Genomic DNA, 19,808 nt, shown 5'->3' with positions numbered 1-19,808 from the left:
CGGTGGCATGCTGCGGTTCATGACCATCGCCGCTGCCCCCGCGCGCCGAGACACCTATGTGGACTTCCTTCGGGCGTTGAGCCTGATCGTGGTCGTGGTCTGGCATTGGGCGTTCACGATCCTCGACTGGCGCGCCGACGGCCCGCACGCCACCAGCCCGCTCGGCTTCACCCGCGGGCTGTGGCTGGCGACCTGGCTGTTCCAGGTGATGCCGCTGTTCTTCTTCATCGGCGGTTTCGTGCACATCCGCAGCTGGGAACGCGCCCAGGCGCGCGGCGTCAGCATGGGCGCGTTCGTCTGGCGGCGCATGCGCCAGCTGCTGATCCCGGCGGGCATCGTGCTGCTGCTGTGGATCGCGGCCGGGGGCCTGATCGGCAGCTACTTCAACCTCACCGGCGTCGGCCGGGCGGTGAAGCTGGTGGTCAGCCCGCTGTGGTTCCTCGCGGTGTACCTGATGCTCATCGCCCTGCTGCCGATCGGCCTGTGGCTGCACCGCAAGGCCGGGCTGCTGGCGCTGGTATGGCTGGCCGGCGCGGCGATGGTGGTCGACGTGGCCCGCTTCGGCAAGGGCATGGAGGACATCGGCTGGCTCAACATGGTGCTGGTGTGGGGCCTGGCCCACCAGGCGGGCTTCTTTTACCAGAACGTCGTCGACTCGCCCCGGCGCAACGACTGGGCGCTGCTCTGGGCGGGCCTGTTCGGCCTGGTCGGGCTCGTCGGCTCGGGGCTGTATCCAGGCTCCATGGTCGGCGTGCCGGGTGAGCGCTTCTCGAACATGGCCCCGCCGACGTTCGTCATCGTGGCGCTGCTGCTGTTCCAGATCGGGTTCGCCGAACTGCTCCGGCCACGGATGCAGATACTGCTGGAACGACCACGCTGGAAGCGCCTCAACGAACTGATCAACGAGTTCTCATTGCCGCTGTACCTGGTGCACACCACCGGCATGGCGCTGTTCCTGTTCCTGACCTGGCTGTGGCTGCGCTACGACATGGACAAGCCCGCCGACGTCGACCTGGGCTGGTGGCTGACCCGGCCACTGGCCATCATCGGCCCGCTGATCTGCACGATTCCCGTCCTGCTGCTGTTCCGCAGGATCCAGCAACGGGGCGCGGCGAGCAAGGCGGCCACCACGCCGGTAGCCGTCCCCGCCCAGCGGGGCCAGGCGTCCGACGGCCCCGCTGAGCACGCCTCGGCGACCGCGGCCGACCTCGGTGAGCGTGGCACGGCTGAGGGCACCGCTGACGCCGATCGGGGCGGTGCGGACGTAGCGGAGGAGATCGGCTCGCCGCAGCGGCCATAGTGGACAACGAGCCGGATCGGTCTACCTTCATAGGCATGCCCGGATACGACTACATCTCGTTCACGACCGACTACGGGCTGTCGGACGGCTTCGTCGCCGCCTGCCACGGCACGATCGCCCGCACCGCCCCGGCCGCCCGCGTCATCGACGTCACGCACCTGATCGCGCCCGGTGACGTCACCCGTGGCGCGGCCGTGCTGGCCCAGACCGTGCCGTACCTGCCCGACGCGGTCCACCTCGCGGTCGTCGACCCTGGCGTCGGCACCCCGCGCCGCGCGGTCGTCGTACAGACCCCGCGCGGGCTGCTCGTCGGCCCCGACAACGGGCTGCTCGTCTGGGCGGCCCAGGCACTCGGCGGCCCGTCCGCGGCGTACGAACTGGCCAGCGAGGACTGGTTCGCCCCGAGCGTGTCCCGCACCTTCCACGGCCGCGACGTGTTCGCCCCGGTCGCGGCGCGGCTGGCCCGGGGCGCGAACCCCGCCGACGCGGGCCCCGCCGTGGTGCCCGACAGCCTCGTCCAGCTCCCTGAGCCGGTGGTGGCCTGGGGCGACGGCTGGCTGGAGGCCGAGGTGCTGACCGTCGACCGCTTCGGCAACGTACAGCTGGCCGCCCCCGGCTCCGCCCTAGAACTGCTCCCCGACCGGCTCACCGTCGGCGGCTGCCGCGCCACCCGCGGCACCACCTTCGCCGACGCCCCCTCCGGCGGCCTGGTCGTCTACGCCGACTCCGCCGACCGCGTCGCCATCGCCGTCAACGGCGGCCGCGCCGTGGTCATGCTCGCCGTAACCCCCGGCGACCTAGTCCGCATCTCCTGACCACCCGCGCCCCCGCCCCGCGCCCCGCGCCCCGCGCCCCGCGCCCCGCGCCCCGCGCCCCGAATAGACGTTGGCCTATCCGGATGACAATTCTGTGATCATCTTCATCCGGATAGGCCAACGTCTATGAAAAGCGGGGGCGTGGCGCTGCCCGCGCGGGCACGGCGGGGGCGTGCAGACGCGCGGGCGTGGCGGGGCCGTAGCAGGCGCTAGGGCTGCCGGGAGTGGCCTGGCGTCCTCAGACGCCGACTACCTCGCGGCCGCGGGCGTTGCCGGCGTTGCCGGGACGCATGTTGCGGGTGGTCCGCAGGGTGGTGCGCAGCGGGTTGTCGCGGCGGACCGTGACCGAGACCTGGCCGTCGGTGGCCACCTCGGTACGCGGCCGGTGCCCGACCTCGACCTTCTGGTCACCGCGCGGCAGCGGCGTGAGCACGCCCTCGACCTGCTCGGCGACGGCCATGGTGTCGCTGACCTCGCGCAGGACCTCGGACAGGCGCGCGCCCAGCGCGTCGCAGATCGAGGTCAGCAGCTCGCTGGACGCCTCTTTCTGGCCCCGTTCGATCTCGGACAGGTAGCCGAGACTCACGTTGGCAGCTGTGGAGACCTCACGCAGGGTGCGGTGCTGGCCCTGCCGGCGGGCACGGAGGGCATCACCGATCACTCGACGCAGAAGCACCATGTTCGCACCCCCTGAACTGTTCCCCGTCACGACGCTGTCGGCCGATATGCCGTCAGCCGCCGGTTGTCACCGACGGCTGAGAAGAACCGTACTCTCTTCATGCCAGTTCGACATCCCGCCCCGCCGGGCGGATCGGCGAACTCACTCGGCGGCCGACGCCACTTTCATACACAGTACGACAGTCCGGCCAAACCTCGCTCAGGTCACGAAGAGATCACACCTTACGAATCGGTCACGGCGGCGTGGAGCAGGCTCAGCGCGGCGGCCACGGCGGCCTCGCGTACGTGCTGGCGCTCACCGTCCACGTGCAGCTCACGGACCTCGGCGTGCCCGTCCGGACCGGCCAGGGCGACGTACACGGTCCCGGCGGGAACGCCGTCCTGCGGGCCGGGTCCGGCGACCCCGGTCGTGGACAGTCCCCAGTCCGCTCCGCAGCGTTCGCGGGCGCCCCGGGCCAGTGCGAGCGCCACATCCGGATCGACGGGGCCGCGCTCTGCCAGCAGCGCCGCGTCCACTCCGGCCAGGCTGTGCTTGAGATCGGTGGCGTACACCACCAGCCCGCCGCGCAACACCCGGCTCACCCCGGGCACGGTGACCATGGTCGCGGTGAGCAGCCCACCGGTCAGCGACTCCGCCGCGGCGACGGTCTGCCGCCGCTCGACAAGGGTGCCGACCAGTTCCCGAACATCGATCATGCGCCGGTCGCCGCCGCCAGATTGTCGCCAGCCGCGATGCCGGTCCCCCGCACCGCACCATCGGCGGCTGCCTCCCGCCCGTTCGGTGCGTCCTCGGCGTTCCCGGTCACGGTCGCGGCCTTGCCACGACGGCGCGCCAGCCACTCCTCGTGCGCGGCCAGCGCGCCGGGCCACAGCGCGTCGAGGTCGTCGCCGGTCAGGCCGAAGAGTTCGGCGAGCACCTCCCGCCATCGTTCGCGGGTGGCCACGTGCTCCTCGCGCCGCCCCGTGGCGTCGATCGCGAGCAGCGTGCAGCCGCGCAGGATGTCGACTCCGGCGGCGGTGCGCCGCTGCGCCGTGAGGAACCCGGTGAACGGCGAGTCGGCCGAGGTCGACAGGCGCTCGTGCGCGCCCGCGAAGTCGTCGAGCACCGCCGGAGCGGCGACGATGTCGCAGGCCGCGAAGGACCCCGCGGGGTCGTGCCGCAGCCGCCAGCCGGTCTCCGGCCGTGGCGATGCCGTCAGGGCGTACGCGAAAGGGCCCTGCTCGTGCTCCCCGTCGACCAGCGGCAGCGGGCCGTACAGCGCGTCGCCGAGCCCGGCGTCGGCCAGCCAGCGCCCGCCCGGGTTCGCCGGGTCCGGCAGGTCGTGCACCAGCAGCGCCAGATGGTTGAGTTCGGTGTCGACGACGTGGTGGGCGTGGACCACGTAGGCGCGGTGCAGGGTGACCGTGAAGCCCAGCCCGCGCAGCAGTTCGCTGAACGCCCCGTTGAGGTGGAAGCAGTAACCGCCACGGCCGCCGACCACCCGGCGCAGTGACGCGTCGGCGGCGACGGTGCCCGGCCGCCCGAGCAGGATCTCCGCGTTGGTGTACGGCACCCGTGTCACCTGTGCCCGGTGCAGTACACGCAGGTACGCCGCCGAGGGCGCCCGGCGCGGCACCCCGAGCAGGCGCAGGTAGTCCTCGATCACGACGCCGGTGCGCCGCGCCGCAGCCGGACCGCCGCGATCACGTAGTCGACCCCGGTCACCACGGTCACCAGCAGCGCCGCGCCCATCAGCCACGGGCCGACGGCCGACCACGGGGCCGGGAACGGCCACAGGTACCAGGCGATGGCGGCGATCTGCAGCACCGTCTTGAGCTTGCCGCCGCGGCTGGCCGCGATCACGCCGTACCGGATGACCCAGAAGCGCATCAGCGTGATGCCCCACTCCCGGACCAGGACCACCAGGGTGACCCACCACGGGAGCAGGTCGTACCAGCTCAGCAGGACGAGCGCGGTGCCGGTCAGAGCCTTGTCCGCGATCGGGTCGGCGACCTTGCCGAAGGAGGTGACCAGCTCGAAGCGCCGGGCGATCCAGCCGTCGACGTAGTCGGTGAACGACGCGACGCCGAAGGTGATCGCGGCCGCGATCCGCCAGCGGTTGTCGGTCATCCCAGAAACGATCACCAGTGCCACGAATACCGGCACGAGAACGATGCGCACGACCGTGAGGACGTTGGCGGCGTTGAGCAGCGGCGGCACCCGGCGTGAACGTTCCTGCACGGCAGACACGCTAACCAGCCACCACGGCCAGTGCGGGGCGACCGGCGGGAGCCGCGTCGATCATTTCGACGGGTACGGCGACCAGGTCCACGCCCTCGGTGCCCGTCACCCGGGCCCGCACCAGGTCACCCGGGTGCAGCGCGCCCAGGTCGACCCCGTCGGCCCCGGCGACCAGCATCGTCGAGCCGTCGACCTCCGGTGCCTGGTGCGCCGCGCGCCCCTCGACCCCATTTCCGTCCACCGTGTCCACGAGCACGTCCACCAGGCTGCCCAGGCGCTCCTCGGCCCGCTGGCCGCACAGCTCCTCGACCAGGCCCAGCATCCGGTCGTACCGGCCGCGGATCGTCTTCGCGCCGACCTTGCCGTCCATGGTCGCGGCCTCGGTGCCGTCCTCGTCGCTGTAGTCGAACACGCCGATCGCGTCGAGCCGCGCCTCGCTGACGAAGCGCACCAGCTCCTCGTAGTCGGCGCGGGTCTCACCCGGGAAGCCGACGATGAAGTTGCTGCGCGCGCCCGCCTCGGGCGCGAGCTTGCGGGCGCTGTCCAGCAGCTCCAGGAAACGCTCCGTGGAACCGAAGCGCCGCATCCGGCGCAGCACCGGCTCGGACGAGTGCTGGAAGGACAGGTCGAAGTACGGTGCGACGCCCGGCGTGGTGGCGATCGCCTCGACCAGGCCGGGCCGGGTCTCGGCGGGCTGCAGGTAGCTGACCCGCACCCGGACCAGCCCCCGGATCGCGGCGAGCTGCGGCAGCAGCTTCTCCAGCGCCCGCGGGTCACCCAGGTCCTTGCCGTACGACGTGGAGTTCTCGCTGACCAGCACCAGCTCGCGCACGCCCGTGCCGGCCAGCCACTCGGCCTCGGCCAGCAGCTCGTCGGGGGTGCGGCTGACGAACGAGCCGCGGAACGCCGGGATGGCGCAGAACGAGCACCGGCGGTCGCAGCCGCTGGCCAGCTTGAGCGAGGCCACCGGGCTGCTGTCGAGCCGGTGCCGCAGCACGGGCCGCAGGTGCGCCGGGGTGTGCTCGTCGTTGGTGAAGGCCGCGTGGCCGGGCACGATCACGCCGGTCTCGCGGCGCTTGGCCGGGGCGATCGGCAGCAGCTCGCGGCGGTCGCGCGGGGTGTGCGCGTCGTGCTTGTCGCCGCGCAGCACCGAGCCTAGCGCGGCGGAGATCGACGGGTAGTCGTCGAAGCCCAGCACCGCGTCCGCCTCGGGCAGGCTCTCGGCGAGCTGGTTGCCGTACCGCTCGGCCATGCAGCCCGCGGCGACCACCTTCGCGCCGGTGTCGGCGGCGGCCAGCAGGGTGTCGATCGAGTCCTGCTTGGCCTTCTCGACGAAGCCGCAGGTGTTGACGAGGACCACGTCCGCGCCCTCGCCGTCGGTGCTGACCTGCCAGCCGTCGGCCGCAAGGCGGGCGGCCAGCTCCTCGGAGTCGACCTCGTTGCGGGCGCAGCCCAGGGTCAGCAGCGCGACCCGCCGCTGCCCGTTCTCGGGCACGGGAAGATCATGGAAAGAGTTGACTGGCACCCGACCAGGCTACCGGCCCGCGACGACAGACCGAGCACTGCCTTCCATGTAAGGAAGGGCACCTTCCCACCGCTATACGTCGCAAAAGGTGCCCTTGCTAACCCCTTTGGGCTAACCTTGACCCCGGCCGCGCCCTCCGGTGCCCGCCCCGGACGAGAGCTCGCCGTACCCGGCACGACAAGACGGCGCGCAGAACACACGATCATGAATCACGACGTTCTGCAGATCATCGGCGCGCTCACCGTGCTGGCCGGGTACGTGGCCACCCAGCTCCGCTGGACCACGCCCCGCTCGATCGGCTATCTGACCGCGAACACCCTCGGCGCGGGCGTGCTCGCCTGGCTCGCCTGGACCAGCCGCGACTGGGGCTTCCTCCTGCTCGAAGGCGTGTGGTCCGCCGTCAGCGCAGCCTCCCTCATCGCCGTCCTCCGTACACCCAGCACCCCCGACCCCGCCTGACCCCGCGAGGGCTCTGCGCTTTCGGGGAAACCGCACCCATTCCACGGCGCGGGGGTGGGTTTCCCCGAAAGTGCACCCTTCCAAGATCGGGGCGGGTCAGTCCTCGACGCCGAGGGAGGCCATGACCTCGGCCAGTTCGTCGGGCTTGATGAGGACCTCACGGGCCTTGGAGCCTTCGGAGGGGCCGACGATGCCGCGGGTCTCCATGAGGTCCATCAGGCGGCCCGCCTTGGCGAAGCCGACGCGGAGTTTGCGCTGGAGCATGCTGGTCGAGCCGAGCTGGGAGACCACGACGAGCTCGATGGCCTGGATGAGCAGCGTCAGGTCGTCGCCGATCTCCTCGTCGACCTTCTTCTTCGTGTCCTGCACCGGGGCCAGCACCTCGGGGCGGAACTCGGGCTCGCGCTGGCGCTTGCAGAACGCGACGATCTCGTTCATCTCGTTCTCGGAGACCCAGGAACCCTGGATACGCTGCGGCTTGCTGGCACCCATGGGCAGGAACAGCGCGTCGCCGCGGCCGATCAGCTTCTCCGCGCCGGGCTGGTCCAGGATGACCCGGGAGTCGGCCAGCGAGCTGGTCGCGAACGCCAGTCGGGACGGCACGTTCGCCTTGATCAGACCGGTCACCACGTCCACCGACGGGCGCTGGGTGGCCAGCACCAGGTGGATGCCCGCGGCGCGGGCGAGCTGGGTGATGCGCACGATCGAGTCCTCGACGTCGCGTGGCGCGACCATCATCAGGTCGGCCAGCTCGTCGACGACCACCAGCAGGTACGGGTACGGCTTGAGCACCCGCTCGGAGCCCGGCGGCGGCTTGATCTGCCCCGCCCGCAGTTTGCGGTTGTAGTCGTCGACGTGGCGCACCCCGGAGGCGGCGAGGTCGTCGTAGCGCATGTCCATCTCGCGGACGACCCACTCCAGCGCGTCGGCGGCCTTCTTCGGGTTCGTGACGATCGGGGTGACCAGGTGCGGGATGCCCTCGTAGTTGGTCATCTCGACGCGCTTGGGGTCGATCAGCAGCAGCCGGACCTGGTCCGGGGTGGCCCGCGCCAGGATCGACACCAGCAGCGAGTTCAGGCACGACGACTTGCCCGCGCCGGTCGCGCCCGCGATGAGGATGTGCGGCATCTTGGCGAGGTTGGCCACCACGTAGCCGCCCTCGATGTCCTTGCCGAGCGCGACCACCATCGGGTGCGTCTCGGAGGTGGCCACCCGGGAGCGCAGCACGTCGCCCAGGGCCACGTCCTCGCGGTCGGTGTTGGGGATCTCCACGCCGACCGCGCTCTTGCCCGGGATCGGGCTGAGGATACGCACATCGGGGCTCTTCACCGCGTACGCGATGTTGCGCGACAGGGCGGTGATGCGCTCCACCTTGACGCCGAGCCCGAGCTCCACCTCGTAGCGGGTGACCGTCGGGCCGCGGGTGAACCCGGTGACGGCGGCGTCCACGTCGAACTGGTCGAACACGTGCGCCAGCGCGGCGATGACCTCGTCGTTGGCCTTGGACCGGGTCTTGGCGGCCTCACCGGGCTTGAGCAGGCTGACGGGCGGCAGCGTGTAGTCGCCGCCGAGGCTGGGCAGCAGCAGCTGCTCGGTCTTGGTGGGCGGCGGGGTGTGCTGCGGCGGGTCGGGCTTGCGCCGCTTGGCGGGCCGCTCGATGGCGACCGTCTCCTGCTCGGCGAGGATGCGCTCGTACGCCGCGTCGTCGAAGTCGTCGTCGGGGTCGGGGCCCTGGAACGCGGCGGGCGGGGTGAGCCGCTTGCGGCGGCGCGGGGCGGGCACCTCCTGCTCCTCGTCGACGTCGTCGTCGGTGCGTTCCGGCGTGGCGACGCCGAGGAAGCTGTCGCGCAGGTTCGCCAGCCGCTCCGGGATCTTGTTCACCGGCGTCGCGGTGATCACCAGCACGCCGAAGGTGAGCAGCAGGATGAACAGCAGCCCCGCGACGAAATTCGACACCACACTGCCCAGCCCGCCGCCGACGAGCTTGCCGAGCAGCCCACCGGCCTGCTCCAGCTGCTGCACGTCGACCGGCGCGAGGGTGATGTGCAGCAGCGCGGTCGAGGCGAGCGTGAGCGCCGTCCAGCCGACGATGCCGCGCCCCCGCTGGGCGGGGTCCGGTTCGGCGCGCATGGCCCGGATGCCGCTGACGGCCAGCAGGAGCGGCAGCGCGGCGGCGGTCGCCCCGATGAAGAACCGGGTCGTATCAGCCAGCCACGTGCCGAACTTTCCCCCGCTGCCCTGCCCGGACCCCCACACGGCGACGCCGAACAGGATGGCCAGCGCCATCAGCAGCAGCCCCAACCCGTCACGGCGGTGTTCAGGATCGAGATCGCGCGCCTTGGCGGCCTGCGAGCCGACGGCGCGCACCATCCAGCCCAGACCGTGCGCGATGGCCATCCACAGCCCGCCGAACAGCCGCCCGAACAGCGCCGCCGGATTGACGGTGACCCGGCTCCGGCTGCGCGCGGCAGGCCGCCGCGCCGGCGCCCGGCGAGCCGGCGCACGCCCGGTCTGTCGGGTACGCGCCGTAGCGGCCTTCGTCGGCGTGGCAGCTCGACGACTGCCCGATGAGGAACTACGGCCCGCCATGTCCACACCGTAACCCCTCCACGTTGATCATGAACTTATGGACGTGTTCGACGGCGTGTCGACATCCCTAAGCTCATGATCAACGTGGTGGAGTTCCACGGCGGACAGTGGGGATCAGACCTCCAGCACGTTCGGGACGATCATCGGGCGGCGGCGGTAGGCCTCGTTGACCCAGCGGCCGACGACCCGGCGGACGATCTGCTGGAGCTGGTGGGAGTCGGTCACCCCGTCCAGGGCGGCGCGGTCCAGGGCCTCGGTGACCAGCGGCAGGGCCGGATCGAAGGCGGTCGGGTCCTCGGAGAAGCCCTTCGCCGACAGCAGCGGGCCGCCGACGACCTTGCCGGTGACCGAGTCGACGACCACGGTCACCGCGATGAAGCCGCCGTCACCCAGCACCCGGCGCTCGGTCAGCAGGCTCTCGCCGACGTCGCCGATGGCCAGACCGTCCACATAGACGTACCGGCTCTTGACGTGGCCGACCAGTTTGGCGTGGCCCTCGACGAGGTCGACGACGTCGCCGTCCTCGCACAGCACCACCCGCGACGGGTCGACGCCGGAGTCGACGCCGAGCTGGGCGTGGGCACGCAGGTGCCGCCACTCGCCGTGCACCGGCATCAGGTTGCTGGGCTTGACCACGTTGAGCAGGTACAGCAGCTCGCCCGCGGGGGCGTGCCCGCTGACGTGCACCTTGGCCACGTCCTTGTGGATGACGTTCGCGCCGAGGCGGGCCAGCTGGTTGATCACCCGGTACACGCTGGTCTCGTTGCCGGGGACCAGGGAGCTCGCCAGCACCACCGTGTCGTTCGGGCCGACCACGATGTGGCGGTGGTCGCCGTTGGCCATCCGGCCCAGCGCACTCATCGGCTCGCCCTGCGAACCGGTCGACATCAGCACGATCTCGTTCGGCGGCAGGTTCGCCGCCTCCTCCATGTTGACGATCAGACCGGCCTTGACCTTCAGCAGGCCGAGGTCGCGGGCGATGCCCATGTTGCGGACCATGGACCGGCCGATCAGGGCGACCTTGCGGCCGTGCTCCTCGGCGGCGTCGAACACCTGCTGCACCCGGTGCACGTGCGAGGCGAACGAGGCCACGATGATGCGCCCGGTCGCCTTGCCGAAGATCGAGCCGAGCACGGGGCCGATCTGCTTCTCCGGCGAGACGAAGCCGGGGATCTCCGCGTTGGTGGAGTCCGACAGCAGCAGGTCGACGCCCTCCATGCCGAGCCGGGCGAACCCGGCCAGGTCGGTGATGCGCCCGTCCAGCGGCAGCTGGTCCATCTTGAAGTCGCCGGTGTGCAGCACCAGCCCGGCGTCGGTGCGGATGGCGACCGCCAGCGCGTCCGGGATCGAGTGGTTGACCGCGAAGAACTCCAGCTCGAACGGCCCCAGCCGCTCCCGCTGCCCCTCGGCGACGGTCAGCGTGTACGGCGTGATGCGCCGCTCGGCCAGCTTCGCCTCGATCAGCGCCAGCGTGAACTGGGAGCCGACCAGCGGGATGTCGTTCTTGTGGGCGAGCAGGTACGGCACCGCGCCGATGTGGTCCTCGTGGCCGTGCGTGAGCACGATGGCCTGGACGTCGCCGAGGCGGTCCAGGATCGGTGCGAAGTCCGGCAGGATCAGGTCGACGCCGGGTTGGTCGGCGGTGTCCGGAAACAGCACACCGCAGTCGACGATCAGCAGCTTGCCGCCGAACTCGAACACGGTCATGTTGCGGCCGATGGCTCCCAGCCCGCCCAGCGGGATGATCCGCAGGCCGCCCTCGGGCAGCGGCGGGGGCGCGCCCAGGTTGGCGCTACGCCCAGTCTCCAATTGTGGCCCGGTCAATGAACATCACTCCTTATGTTCTCCGGCGCGGGTGCCGCCGTTTCAGGGCTGCGGCACACGGCACGCCGTCGTGCTGGGGCTTCGCGCCCCGTTGGCGTCTAGAGCGGCAGGCCGGCGTCCGCGCAGTCGATGCGCAGTTGCGCCAGCTCGGCCTCGGTCGCGTCGACCAGTGGCGGGCGGACCGACCCGGCGGGCAGGCCGCGGGCGGCCAGGCCCGCCTTGACCAGGATGGTGCCCTGGGTGCGGAAGATTCCGGTGTACAGCGGCAGCAGGGCCAGGTGCAGGCGCCGCGCCTCGGTGACGTCACCGCGCCCGTACGCCTCGATCAGGTCCTTGGTGGCCGCCCCGGTGAAGTGGGTGGAGGTGCCGACGACGCCGACGCCCCCGATGGACAGCAGCGGGAGGGTGGCCGCGTCGTCGCCGCTGTAGTACGCGAACTCGGCTCGCCGCATGACCCAGGACGCGGCGGCCAGGTCGCCCTTGGCGTCCTTGACGCCCACGATGCGCGGGTGCCCGGCCAGGTTGACCATGGTCTCGGTGGAGATCGCGACGCCGGTGCGGTGCGGGATGTCGTACAGCAGGACCGGCAGGTCGACCGCGTCGGCGACCATCGTGAAGTGCTTGACCAGCCCGGCCTGCGGCGGCTTGTTGTAGTAGGGCGAGACGACGAGCAGGCCGTGCGCGCCCGCCTTCTCGGCCGAGCGGGCCAGCTCGACGGTGTGGTGCGTGCTGAACGTGCCCACCCCGGCCACCACCTGCGCCCGGTCTCCGACGGCCTCGACGACGGCCCTGATCACAGCCTCTTTCTCGGCGTCGGTCGTGGTGGGCGACTCACCGGTGGTGCCGTTGACGACCAACGCGTCGTTGCGCTGCTCGTCCACGAGGTACGCCGCGAGGCGTGCGGCACCGTCGGCGTCGACGGCCCCGTCCGCACCGAATGGCGTGACCATCGCGGTGAGCAGGCGGCCGAATGGCCGTTGAGCGTTGTTCGTCATGCACACAACCTAGCCGAATACGGTGGACGCCATCGCGGCCCTCAGGACTCCCAGGTGTAGACGCTGGAGGCGATCTCCGAGCCGTCCGGAAGGGCGCTGATGGTGAAGTCACTGAACACGCTCGGTGCGAGTTTCTGCAGCTCCCGAAGGGTGGCGATGGCCAACTCGCGGATCTCCACGTCGGCGTGCTCGGTCGCCCGCATCGCGATGAAGTGTCGCCACGCGCGGTAGTTGCCGGTGACCACGATCCGGGTCTCGGTGGCGTTCGGGAGCACCGCGCGGGCCGCCTGGCGGGCCTGCTTGCGGCGCAGCGTGGCGTTGGGCACGTCGGCGAAGGTCGCCTCCAGCCCCTCCAGCAGCTCGTTGTACGCCCGCACCGCGGCCTCGCTGGCCTCGACGAACTTCTTGTGCAGCTCCGGGTTGGCCGCGATCACCTCGGGCTCGACCATGGCCGCGTCGCGCTCGGGAACGTAGCGCTGGGACAGCTGGGAGTACGAGAAGTGCCGGTGGCGGATCAGTTCGTGCGTGAAAGAACGTGAAACGCCCGTGAAGTAGAACGTCGCGGTGCCGTGCTCCAGCACCGACAAGTGGCCCACCTCGAGGATGTGGCGCAGGTAACCGGCGTTGGTCGCGGTGGCCGGGTTCGGCTTGGACCAGGACTGGTAGCAGGCCCGGCCGGCGAACTCCGCCAGCGCCTGGCCGCCCTCGGCGTCGGTGTCCCACGGCACGTCGACCGGGGCCTGGAAGTTCGTCCAGGCGATCAGCTGCACAGCGGGCTTCACCATCTCAGTCACACGCGCCAGCTTAGCGGCCCCTCCCGTCTCGACTGCTGGTGGGTTATAGCCGCCATTGTCCGGAAGGCGATAGTGACATCAGGTCGCCGTCATCAAGACGTCAGATTGACACTTGCGTGACGTCACCTCTGACGTCATAGTGGTGTCATGGACCTGTCCCCGTATCTCGAGTCGCTGCGGCGGGATCTCGCCGCGGCGGCCGCGCCCGCCGGCGACGACGTCGCCCGCACCGCCGAACTGCTGACCCTCGCCCTCGACGCGTCGGCCCGGCTCTGCCTCATCGAGGTGCTGGCCGACGCGAGCGCCGAGATCACCACCAAGCTCGACGGCCCGACCGTCGAGGTCCGCATCCGCGGCCGCGAGGCCGACCTCGTCGTCAGCACACCGGTCGCCCCGGCGTACGAGGCCGCGCCCGTCGCGCCCGCTCCGCCGCCCATCGAGGGCGGCGATCAGGCCCGGCTCACCCTGCGCCTGCCCGAGCAGCTCAAGGAGGCGGCCGAGCGCGCCGCCTCGGCCGAGGGCATCTCGGTCAACGCCTGGCTGGTGCGCGCCACCGCGAACGCGCTGCGCCCGGTCGCCCCTCCCCCGACCTCCCACCTCGGCCGCCGGGTCACCGGCTACGCCCAGGCCTGACAGGAGCAGTGACATGAACCAGACCTTCCCCTGCACCGGCACCATCCGCGCCGACCTGCGGGTCTCCGCGGGCCGCCTGGAGGTGGTCGCCTCCGAGCGCGACACCGTCACCGTCAGCGTGGTGGCCATGGACTCCACCGAGGGCAGCGCCGAGGCGGTACGCGAGACGAAGATCGACTTCAAGGACGGGCGGCACCTGCTGGTCCAGGCCCCCGAGCACGGCGGCTGGCGGCTGTTCCGCCGGGCCAGGCTGCTCGTACGCGTCGAGCTGCCCACCGGCAGCGCGCTGTCGGTGCGGGTCGCCTCCGCCGACGCGGTGTGCGAGGGCGCGTACCACGACGCCGTGATCCACACCGCCAGCGGCGACGTCTCCCTCGGTCCGGTCAGCGACGACGTCTCCGTCCACACCGCCAGCGGCAACGTACGCCTCGGCACGGTCGGCGGGCACCTGCGCGTGAACAGCGCCTCCGGTCACGTGTACACGGGGCACGTCGGCCGCACCGCCACCGCGCACTCGGCCAGCGGCGACATCGAGATCGGCGGCACGGAGACGGACACCCGGGTGACCACCGCCTCCGGTGACATCGCCATCGGCGTGGCCCGTGGCGGCGAGGCCAAGCTCAACTCGGCTAGCGGCGACATCAAGGTCGGCGTGGCCGCCGGCACCGGGGTCTGGCTCGACCTGAGCACAGCCTCCGGCCGTACCAGCAGCGACCTGAACATGACCGCCCCCGCCACCCCCACCCCACCGGCCCCCGCCGCCACCTTCACCCTCAAGGTCCGCACCGCATCCGGCGACATCACCCTGCGCCGGGTGGTCCCGGCCTGACCCCTCCGGGAAAGATCACTGCTTCGGGTCGGAAACTGCGGTCTGACCCCAGTTCTCGACCTGAAACAGTGATCTTCGCGCTGAGGACGGCCGTTTGCGGTCAGACGAAGAAGTACGTGAACGGGGCCCAGGGCAGGTTGCGCAGCACCATGAAGACGCCCCATGCGGCCAGGAAGAACGCGATGTGCTTCGGGCCGATCTTGAGCTGGGGCAGCTTCCACTTGAACGTGGTGTTGCCCGCCCAGGCCACGTACATGTAGATCAGGAACGGCACCGCGAAGACGAACATGATGTGGTGGCGCGCCGCCGCGGGCAGGTCGCCCTGCATCAGGTACCACGCGGCGCGGGTGCCGCCGCAGCCCGGACAGTCGAAGCCGGTGAGCATCTTGACCAGGCAGGTCGGCGTCGCGTCCGCCCCGACGTTGGCAGGGTCGGCCAGCTGGGTGTAGCTCAGCGCGCCGCCGATGCAGGCCAGCGCCGCCAGCGGCCCCGCCCAGACCGGCGTGTGCGCGCGCAGCCAGTCGGTGAACCGGGTGATCCGGTCGGCGGGCGGCGGCGTGAAGGGGTCGCCCGCGAACTGCGGGCCGTGCGGCGTCACGGAGGCCTCGGTCACGAGATTGAACTTACACTGCCGCGCATACCCGCATCGGCGAGCGCGGGAGCAAGGTCACCGCGCTCGGGAGCGGCCACCTCGCCGAGCCCGAGCCAGCCCGCCAGGCGGCGCAGCTCGACCGCCAGGGCCTCGGCCGTGGCATGCTCGTCCACCCCGGGCTCGGCCCAGGCGGCGGGCACACGCAGCACCCCGGCGCGGCGGTCGGCCTTGAGGTCGACACGCGCGGCGAACCGGTCGCCGTGCAGGAACGGCAGCACGTAGTAGCCGTGTACGCGCTGCTCCTGCGGCACGTAGATCTCGATCCGGTAGCGCAGGCCGAACAGCCGCTCGGTGCGCGAGCGCTCCCAGATCAGCGGATCGAACGGGCTGACCAGCGTCGACACCGCGACCTTGCGGGGCAGTGCCGCGTCGCGGTGCCGCCACGTCCGGTGCTTCCAGCCCTCGACCCGCGTCGGCACGAGCAGCCCGGCCTCGACCAGCTCGGCGATCGCGGTCCGGGCCCCGGCCACCGGCAGCCGGAAGTAGTCGCGCAGCTCCGGCTCCGCCGCCACGCCCAGCCCCCGCGCCGCGATCTCGACCAGCGCCCGGTACGCCGCCGCGGGCTCCGGGGTCGGCGTGCTCATCACCGCGGCGGGCAGCACCCGCTCGGTGAGGTCGTACAGCCTCGCGAACTGGCTGGTCCGGCCCGCCGAGGTGATCTCGCCCGCGTAGAACAGCCATTCGAGGGCCTTCTTCGCGTCCGACCAGTTCCAGCCCCAGTTGTCCTTGGGCTTGGGCACGTCCTGCTCGATCACGGCGGCGGTCACCGGCCCCCGGTCGCGGACCTCCTGCAGCACCCACGCCACCAGGTCAGGCCGCTGTGCCGCGATGTTGCGCGGGCCGCCCCAGACCCCCTGCGCGCTGGCCATCCGCCACCGCATCAGCGGCTGCAGCTCCACCGGCAGCAGCGACGCCTCGTGCCCCCAGTACTCGAACAGCCAGCGCGGCCGCTGGGCGCTCGCCCCGTCCAGCACCGCCGGGTCGTACGCCCCGATCCGGCTGTACGCGGGCAGGTAGTGCGCGCGCTGCAGCACGTTCACCGAGTCGATCTGCAACAGGCCCGTGCGGCCGACCACCTTGCGCAGCTGCCGCGCCCCGACCGGCCCTTTCGGCGCCCGATCCGCGAACCCCTGCGCCGCCAGTGCCATCCTCCGCGCCTGCGCGACCGTCACCGTCTCCACGCCGCCCGACGCTACCCCCCACCCCCGACGCCTACCGGTGAGGAAGGACGCCTTCGTAACCTCTTTGCCCGTCGGGGCGGGTCTTCGTAGGCTCTGCGGGCATGGGGATCAGCGTTCGGCCGGAGACACCCGGCGACTGCGCAGCCGTGGCGGCGGTGCACATACGGGCCTGGCAGGTGGCGTACGCCGGAATCGTGCCCGACCATGTTCTGGCCGCACTCGACGTGACCGCCCGGACCGCGTGGCGGCTCGATCGGCTCGCCGATCCGGACAACCCCTTCCGCAACCTTGTCGCGCACGACGCAGACACCGTCACCGGGTTCGTCTGCCACGGCCCCTACCGCGCCCAGGAGCTGGACGGCAGCCCGCTGCGACCCGAGTACGGCGAGATCCTGGCGATCTACGTCGACCCCGCACACTGGGGCACCGGGTCGGGCGACGCGCTGCTACTGGCCGCGCTCGACGCGCTGCCGCAGGCCGAGGTGCGGCTCTGGGCGCTCGCGGACAACCACCGGGCGCTGCGGTTCTACGCCCGGCACGGGCTACACCCGGACGGACTTCGGGCCGCGTACCGGCCGACCGGCAGTGACGTCGACATCCCCGAGCTGCGCTGCGCCCTCAGGCGCGGCTGAACCGGCCGCCGCCAGCGGCGTGCAGCACAGCAGGGCCAGGCAGACCCAGACGTACAGGTTCGAGCCCAGCAGCGTGCCGAACCCGCCCACGTCGCCCTCCCACAGCCAGACGACCCGGCTGGACAGGATGACGTACGACACCCCGGCCAGGCCCAGCAGCGCCCACCGGCGGTGGCTGCGCGGCGCGGCGGCGAAGCCGTGCTCGACCAGCAGCACCAGCGCGGGAATCAGCCACACCAGGTGGTGGACCCAGGTCACGGGGCTGATCAGCACGCCGATGATGCCGGTGAACGCCAGCCCGGCGACCTCGTCGCCCCGGGCCACCGCCGCCCGGGACCGCACGAACCACACCGCCAGCACGGCCACCACCAGCACCGCCCACAGCGCCTTGCTCGGGTGGCCCGTGGTCAGCCGGGCGACGACGCCCTGCAGGGACTGGTTCGAGATGAACGACAGCACGCCGACCCGGTCGGTGTCCCACAGCGCACTGGTCCAGAACTCGCGCGTGGCGTCCGGCGCGACCGCCGCCGCGAGCAGTGTCGCCGCCGACGCCGTGCCGCTGGCCACCGCCGCGGCCCGCCAGCGCCTGGTGATCAGCAGGTACACGATGAAGATGCCCGGGGTCAGCTTGATCGCGGTGGCCAGGCCGATGCCCACCCCGCCCCACCGGCTGCCCCTGCGCGTGAACAGCAGCAGGTCCGCCGCGACCAGCCCCAGCAGCAGCATGTTGACCTGGCCGAACAGGAAGGTCTCGCGCATCGGCTCGTACACGGTGACCAGGCACAGCGCGATCGCCACCGCGAACCAGGGCGTCCAGCGCTGCGCCGCGATCACCGGCCCGAGCAGCAGCCGCAGCAGCCACCACGTCACCAGCGCCGTCGCGACCGAACTCACCGCGATCGCGGCGGGCCACGACAGCAGCGCCATCGGCAGCATGGTCAGCGCCGCGAACGGCGGGTACGTGAAGCCGTACGTGCTGTTCGGCCGGACGAAGTCGTAGATCTCGCCGCCGCCGGTCCAGAACCGGACCGCGCCGTAGTACACGTTCAGGTCGAAGAAGCCGTGCCGCTGCGCGAACAGCGCGACGAACACCAGTGCCGCCACCCCCAGGGCCGACACCGTCGCGATCTGCCGTCCACGGCTCAAGCCAGACCTCCTGATCAGTGCCCGGGTGGGCTCGGTACGCTTCGGGCGTGGCAGTCGGTTTCGTCCGACCGGCGCGTCCCGACGACGCCGGCGAGATAGCACGTATCCAGTTGGCGACCTGGCGGGTCGCCTATCGCCGGGTGCTGCCCAAACACGTCCTGGACGAGATCGACGAGGCGTTCCTGGCGCTGCGCTGGACGGACGCGGTCACCGCGCCCCCCACCGGCCGCCACCGGGTCCTCGTCGCCGTCGAGCAGAACGCGGTCGAGCAGGCCGTCCAAGAATACGTGGTGGGTTTCGCGGCCTCCGGTCCCTTCGACGACGGGGCGCTGGCCGCCGACGAGGATCACACCCCGGAGCGCGAGAACGTGGCAGCCGTCACGGACATGCTGGTGGAGCCCCGCTGGGGGCGGCGCGGCCATGGCAGCCGGCTGCTGGCGGCCAGTGTCGACCTGTGGCGCGGCGACGGCTTCGACAGCGCCGTCTGCTGGGCCTTCGACGCCGACGCCGCGACCCGCAAGTTCCTCACCTCAGCGGGCTGGGCCCCCGACGGTGCCACCCGCGCCCTCGACGTCGACGACCTCCTCGTCCCCCAACTCCGCCTCCACACCACCCTCTGACCCGCCCCCTCCGGGCCCGCCCGCCCCTCCGGGACCCGCCCGCCCCTCCCGAAGATCGCTGTTTGTGGTCAGAACCTGCGTTTGGACCACAGGTTCTGACCCGAAACAGCGATCTTGTAGCGGCGCGCGGGGCCGGCGGGACGGTTACAGGAGTGGGGCCAGGCCGAGGGTCAGGCCGGGGCGCTGGACGACTTCGCGGATGGCGAGCAGGACGCCGGGCATGAATGAGGCCCGGTCGAAGGAGTCGTGGCGGATCGTCAGAGTCTCGCCGGTGGTGCCGAACAGGACCTCCTGGTGGGCGACCAGGCCTGCGGCGCGCACGCTGTGGATGCGTACGCCACCGACCTCGGCCCCGCGCGCCCCTGCCATCTCGTCGGTGGTCGCGTCAGGCATCTCGGGCTTGCCTGCCGCCTTGCGGGCCTGCTCGATGAGGCGGGCGGTGTGCAGGGCGGTGCCGCTTGGCGCGTCGACCTTCTTCGGGTGGTGCTGCTCGATGATCTCGACCGAGTCGAAGTAGCGGGCCGCCCGCTCGGCGAACTCCATCATCAGCACCGCGCCGATGCCGAAGTTGGGCGCGATCACGACGCCGACCTCGGGCTTGGCCGCGAGCCAGGCCTTGACCCGCGCCAGCCGCTCATCGGTGAACCCGCTGGTGCCGACCACCACGTTGATGCCCTGGTCGATGCACCAGTGCAGGTTGTCCATCACCACGTCGGGCGCGGTGAAGTCGACGATGACCTGTGCGGAGGCGTCGGAGGCGTTGAACAGCCAGTCGCCCTGGTCGATCATCGCCACGAGATCGAGGTCGTCGGCCCGGTCCACGGCCCGGCACACCTCGATGCCCATCCGTCCCCGAGCACCCAGCACACCGACCCGCAGCGGCTCTACTTCATCAGTCACGCGCCCAACCTAGCG

At 71.5% G+C, this 19,808-nt stretch carries 20 protein-coding genes and 1 riboswitch; of the genes, 7 read left to right on the top strand and 13 right to left on the bottom strand.

Annotation, left to right across the window (positions count from 1 at the left end):
• The first annotated feature begins 19 nt into the window (after positions 1 to 19).
• Positions 20 to 1,300, top strand: coding sequence for an acyltransferase family protein (locus HAV40_RS29485; protein ID WP_166386950.1), 1,281 nt, complete (start codon positions 20 to 22; stop codon positions 1,298 to 1,300).
• A gap of 35 nt (positions 1,301 to 1,335) precedes the next feature.
• Positions 1,336 to 2,115, top strand: a complete 780-nt coding sequence (locus HAV40_RS29480; RefSeq protein WP_166386948.1) for an SAM hydrolase/SAM-dependent halogenase family protein — start codon at positions 1,336 to 1,338, stop codon at positions 2,113 to 2,115.
• A gap of 238 nt (positions 2,116 to 2,353) precedes the next feature.
• Here the strand turns inward: HAV40_RS29480 and HAV40_RS29475 are convergent, their stop codons facing one another.
• The 5 genes from HAV40_RS29475 to rimO all read right to left on the bottom strand — a co-directional run bounded on the left by HAV40_RS29475 (position 2,354) and on the right by rimO (position 6,509).
• Positions 2,354 to 2,794 (bottom strand): helix-turn-helix domain-containing protein, encoded by a 441-nt coding sequence (locus tag HAV40_RS29475; protein WP_166386946.1) that lies wholly within the window; start codon positions 2,792 to 2,794, stop codon positions 2,354 to 2,356.
• A gap of 221 nt (positions 2,795 to 3,015) precedes the next feature.
• Positions 3,016 to 3,489 (bottom strand): CinA family protein, encoded by a 474-nt coding sequence (locus HAV40_RS29470; protein ID WP_166386944.1) that lies wholly within the window; start codon positions 3,487 to 3,489, stop codon positions 3,016 to 3,018.
• A complete protein-coding gene (locus HAV40_RS29465; RefSeq protein WP_166386942.1) occupies positions 3,486 to 4,439 on the bottom strand; it encodes an arylamine N-acetyltransferase family protein in 954 nt (317 codons plus the stop codon). The genes HAV40_RS29470 and HAV40_RS29465 overlap by 4 nt, the downstream gene beginning before the upstream one ends.
• Positions 4,436 to 5,014 (bottom strand): CDP-diacylglycerol--glycerol-3-phosphate 3-phosphatidyltransferase, encoded by a 579-nt coding sequence (gene pgsA / locus HAV40_RS29460; protein WP_203671881.1) that lies wholly within the window; start codon positions 5,012 to 5,014, stop codon positions 4,436 to 4,438. The genes HAV40_RS29465 and pgsA overlap by 4 nt, the downstream gene beginning before the upstream one ends.
• A 10-nt stretch (positions 5,015 to 5,024) precedes the next feature.
• Entirely contained in the window at positions 5,025 to 6,509 is a 1,485-nt protein-coding gene (rimO, locus tag HAV40_RS29455) for a 30S ribosomal protein S12 methylthiotransferase RimO (RefSeq protein WP_166387022.1), read from the bottom strand.
• A 162-nt stretch (positions 6,510 to 6,671) separates the two neighbouring features.
• Positions 6,672 to 6,731, top strand: a riboswitch (guanidine-III (ykkC-III) riboswitch).
• A 12-nt stretch (positions 6,732 to 6,743) separates the two neighbouring features.
• Here rimO and HAV40_RS29450 point away from each other — a divergent pair.
• Positions 6,744 to 6,998: a CBU_0592 family membrane protein gene (locus HAV40_RS29450; RefSeq protein WP_166386938.1), complete on the top strand. Its 255-nt coding sequence runs from the start codon at positions 6,744 to 6,746 to the stop codon at positions 6,996 to 6,998.
• A gap of 96 nt (positions 6,999 to 7,094) precedes the next feature.
• Here HAV40_RS29450 and HAV40_RS29445 read toward each other — a convergent pair whose 3' ends face one another.
• The 4 genes from HAV40_RS29445 to thyX all read right to left on the bottom strand — a co-directional run bounded on the left by HAV40_RS29445 (position 7,095) and on the right by thyX (position 13,191).
• Entirely contained in the window at positions 7,095 to 9,587 is a 2,493-nt protein-coding gene (locus tag HAV40_RS29445) for a DNA translocase FtsK (protein WP_166386936.1), read from the bottom strand.
• Between the two features lie 114 nt (positions 9,588 to 9,701).
• Positions 9,702 to 11,396, bottom strand: a complete 1,695-nt coding sequence (locus HAV40_RS29440; protein WP_203671878.1) for a ribonuclease J — start codon at positions 11,394 to 11,396, stop codon at positions 9,702 to 9,704.
• Between the two features lie 113 nt (positions 11,397 to 11,509).
• The gene (dapA, locus tag HAV40_RS29435; RefSeq protein WP_166386934.1) at positions 11,510 to 12,406 is read right to left on the bottom strand and encodes a 4-hydroxy-tetrahydrodipicolinate synthase; all 897 of its coding nucleotides are present in this window, start codon (positions 12,404 to 12,406) and stop codon (positions 11,510 to 11,512) included.
• A gap of 41 nt (positions 12,407 to 12,447) precedes the next feature.
• Positions 12,448 to 13,191, bottom strand: coding sequence for an FAD-dependent thymidylate synthase (gene thyX / locus HAV40_RS29430; protein WP_166387018.1), 744 nt, complete (start codon positions 13,189 to 13,191; stop codon positions 12,448 to 12,450).
• Positions 13,192 to 13,347: 156 nt separating this feature from the next.
• Between thyX and HAV40_RS29425 the strand changes: the two genes are divergently transcribed.
• Together HAV40_RS29425 and HAV40_RS29420 are read left to right on the top strand one after the other, a co-directional pair.
• A complete protein-coding gene (locus HAV40_RS29425; protein WP_166386932.1) occupies positions 13,348 to 13,833 on the top strand; it encodes a toxin-antitoxin system HicB family antitoxin in 486 nt (161 codons plus the stop codon).
• A 13-nt stretch (positions 13,834 to 13,846) separates the two neighbouring features.
• Positions 13,847 to 14,662 carry a DUF4097 family beta strand repeat-containing protein gene (locus HAV40_RS29420; RefSeq protein WP_166386930.1) on the top strand — a complete coding sequence of 272 codons (816 nt, stop codon included), beginning with the start codon at positions 13,847 to 13,849 and terminating at the stop codon, positions 14,660 to 14,662.
• Between the two features lie 100 nt (positions 14,663 to 14,762).
• On the opposite strand, the gene HAV40_RS29415 is transcribed toward HAV40_RS29420, so the two are convergent.
• The gene (locus HAV40_RS29415; RefSeq protein WP_166386928.1) at positions 14,763 to 15,275 is read right to left on the bottom strand and encodes a DUF2752 domain-containing protein; all 513 of its coding nucleotides are present in this window, start codon (positions 15,273 to 15,275) and stop codon (positions 14,763 to 14,765) included.
• Positions 15,272 to 16,462 (bottom strand): winged helix-turn-helix domain-containing protein, encoded by a 1,191-nt coding sequence (locus tag HAV40_RS29410; protein ID WP_166387016.1) that lies wholly within the window; start codon positions 16,460 to 16,462, stop codon positions 15,272 to 15,274. The genes HAV40_RS29415 and HAV40_RS29410 overlap by 4 nt, the downstream gene beginning before the upstream one ends.
• Positions 16,463 to 16,596: 134 nt before the next feature.
• Here HAV40_RS29410 and HAV40_RS29405 point away from each other — a divergent pair, with 134 nt between their 5' ends.
• The gene (locus HAV40_RS29405; protein WP_166386926.1) at positions 16,597 to 17,127 is read left to right on the top strand and encodes a GNAT family N-acetyltransferase; all 531 of its coding nucleotides are present in this window, start codon (positions 16,597 to 16,599) and stop codon (positions 17,125 to 17,127) included.
• Here the strand turns inward: HAV40_RS29405 and HAV40_RS29400 are convergent.
• Positions 17,038 to 18,273: a glycosyltransferase 87 family protein gene (locus tag HAV40_RS29400; protein WP_166386924.1), complete on the bottom strand. Its 1,236-nt coding sequence runs from the start codon at positions 18,271 to 18,273 to the stop codon at positions 17,038 to 17,040. The two genes, HAV40_RS29405 and HAV40_RS29400, sit on opposite strands and share 90 nt — an antisense overlap.
• A 47-nt stretch (positions 18,274 to 18,320) precedes the next feature.
• On the opposite strand from HAV40_RS29400, the gene HAV40_RS29395 reads away from it, so the two are divergent.
• Positions 18,321 to 18,893 (top strand): GNAT family N-acetyltransferase, encoded by a 573-nt coding sequence (locus HAV40_RS29395; RefSeq protein ID WP_166386922.1) that lies wholly within the window; start codon positions 18,321 to 18,323, stop codon positions 18,891 to 18,893.
• Between the two features lie 144 nt (positions 18,894 to 19,037).
• Here HAV40_RS29395 and dapB read toward each other — a convergent pair whose 3' ends face one another.
• Entirely contained in the window at positions 19,038 to 19,793 is a 756-nt protein-coding gene (dapB, locus tag HAV40_RS29390; RefSeq protein WP_166386920.1) for a 4-hydroxy-tetrahydrodipicolinate reductase, read from the bottom strand.
• Positions 19,794 to 19,808: the final 15 nt, after the last annotated feature.

Source organism: Catellatospora methionotrophica, from assembly GCF_011297335.1.
Taxonomy (GTDB): domain Bacteria; phylum Actinomycetota; class Actinomycetes; order Mycobacteriales; family Micromonosporaceae; genus Catellatospora; species Catellatospora methionotrophica.
Note: the sequence above shows the minus strand (reverse complement) of the source record. Positions and strands in the feature narration are given on the sequence as shown.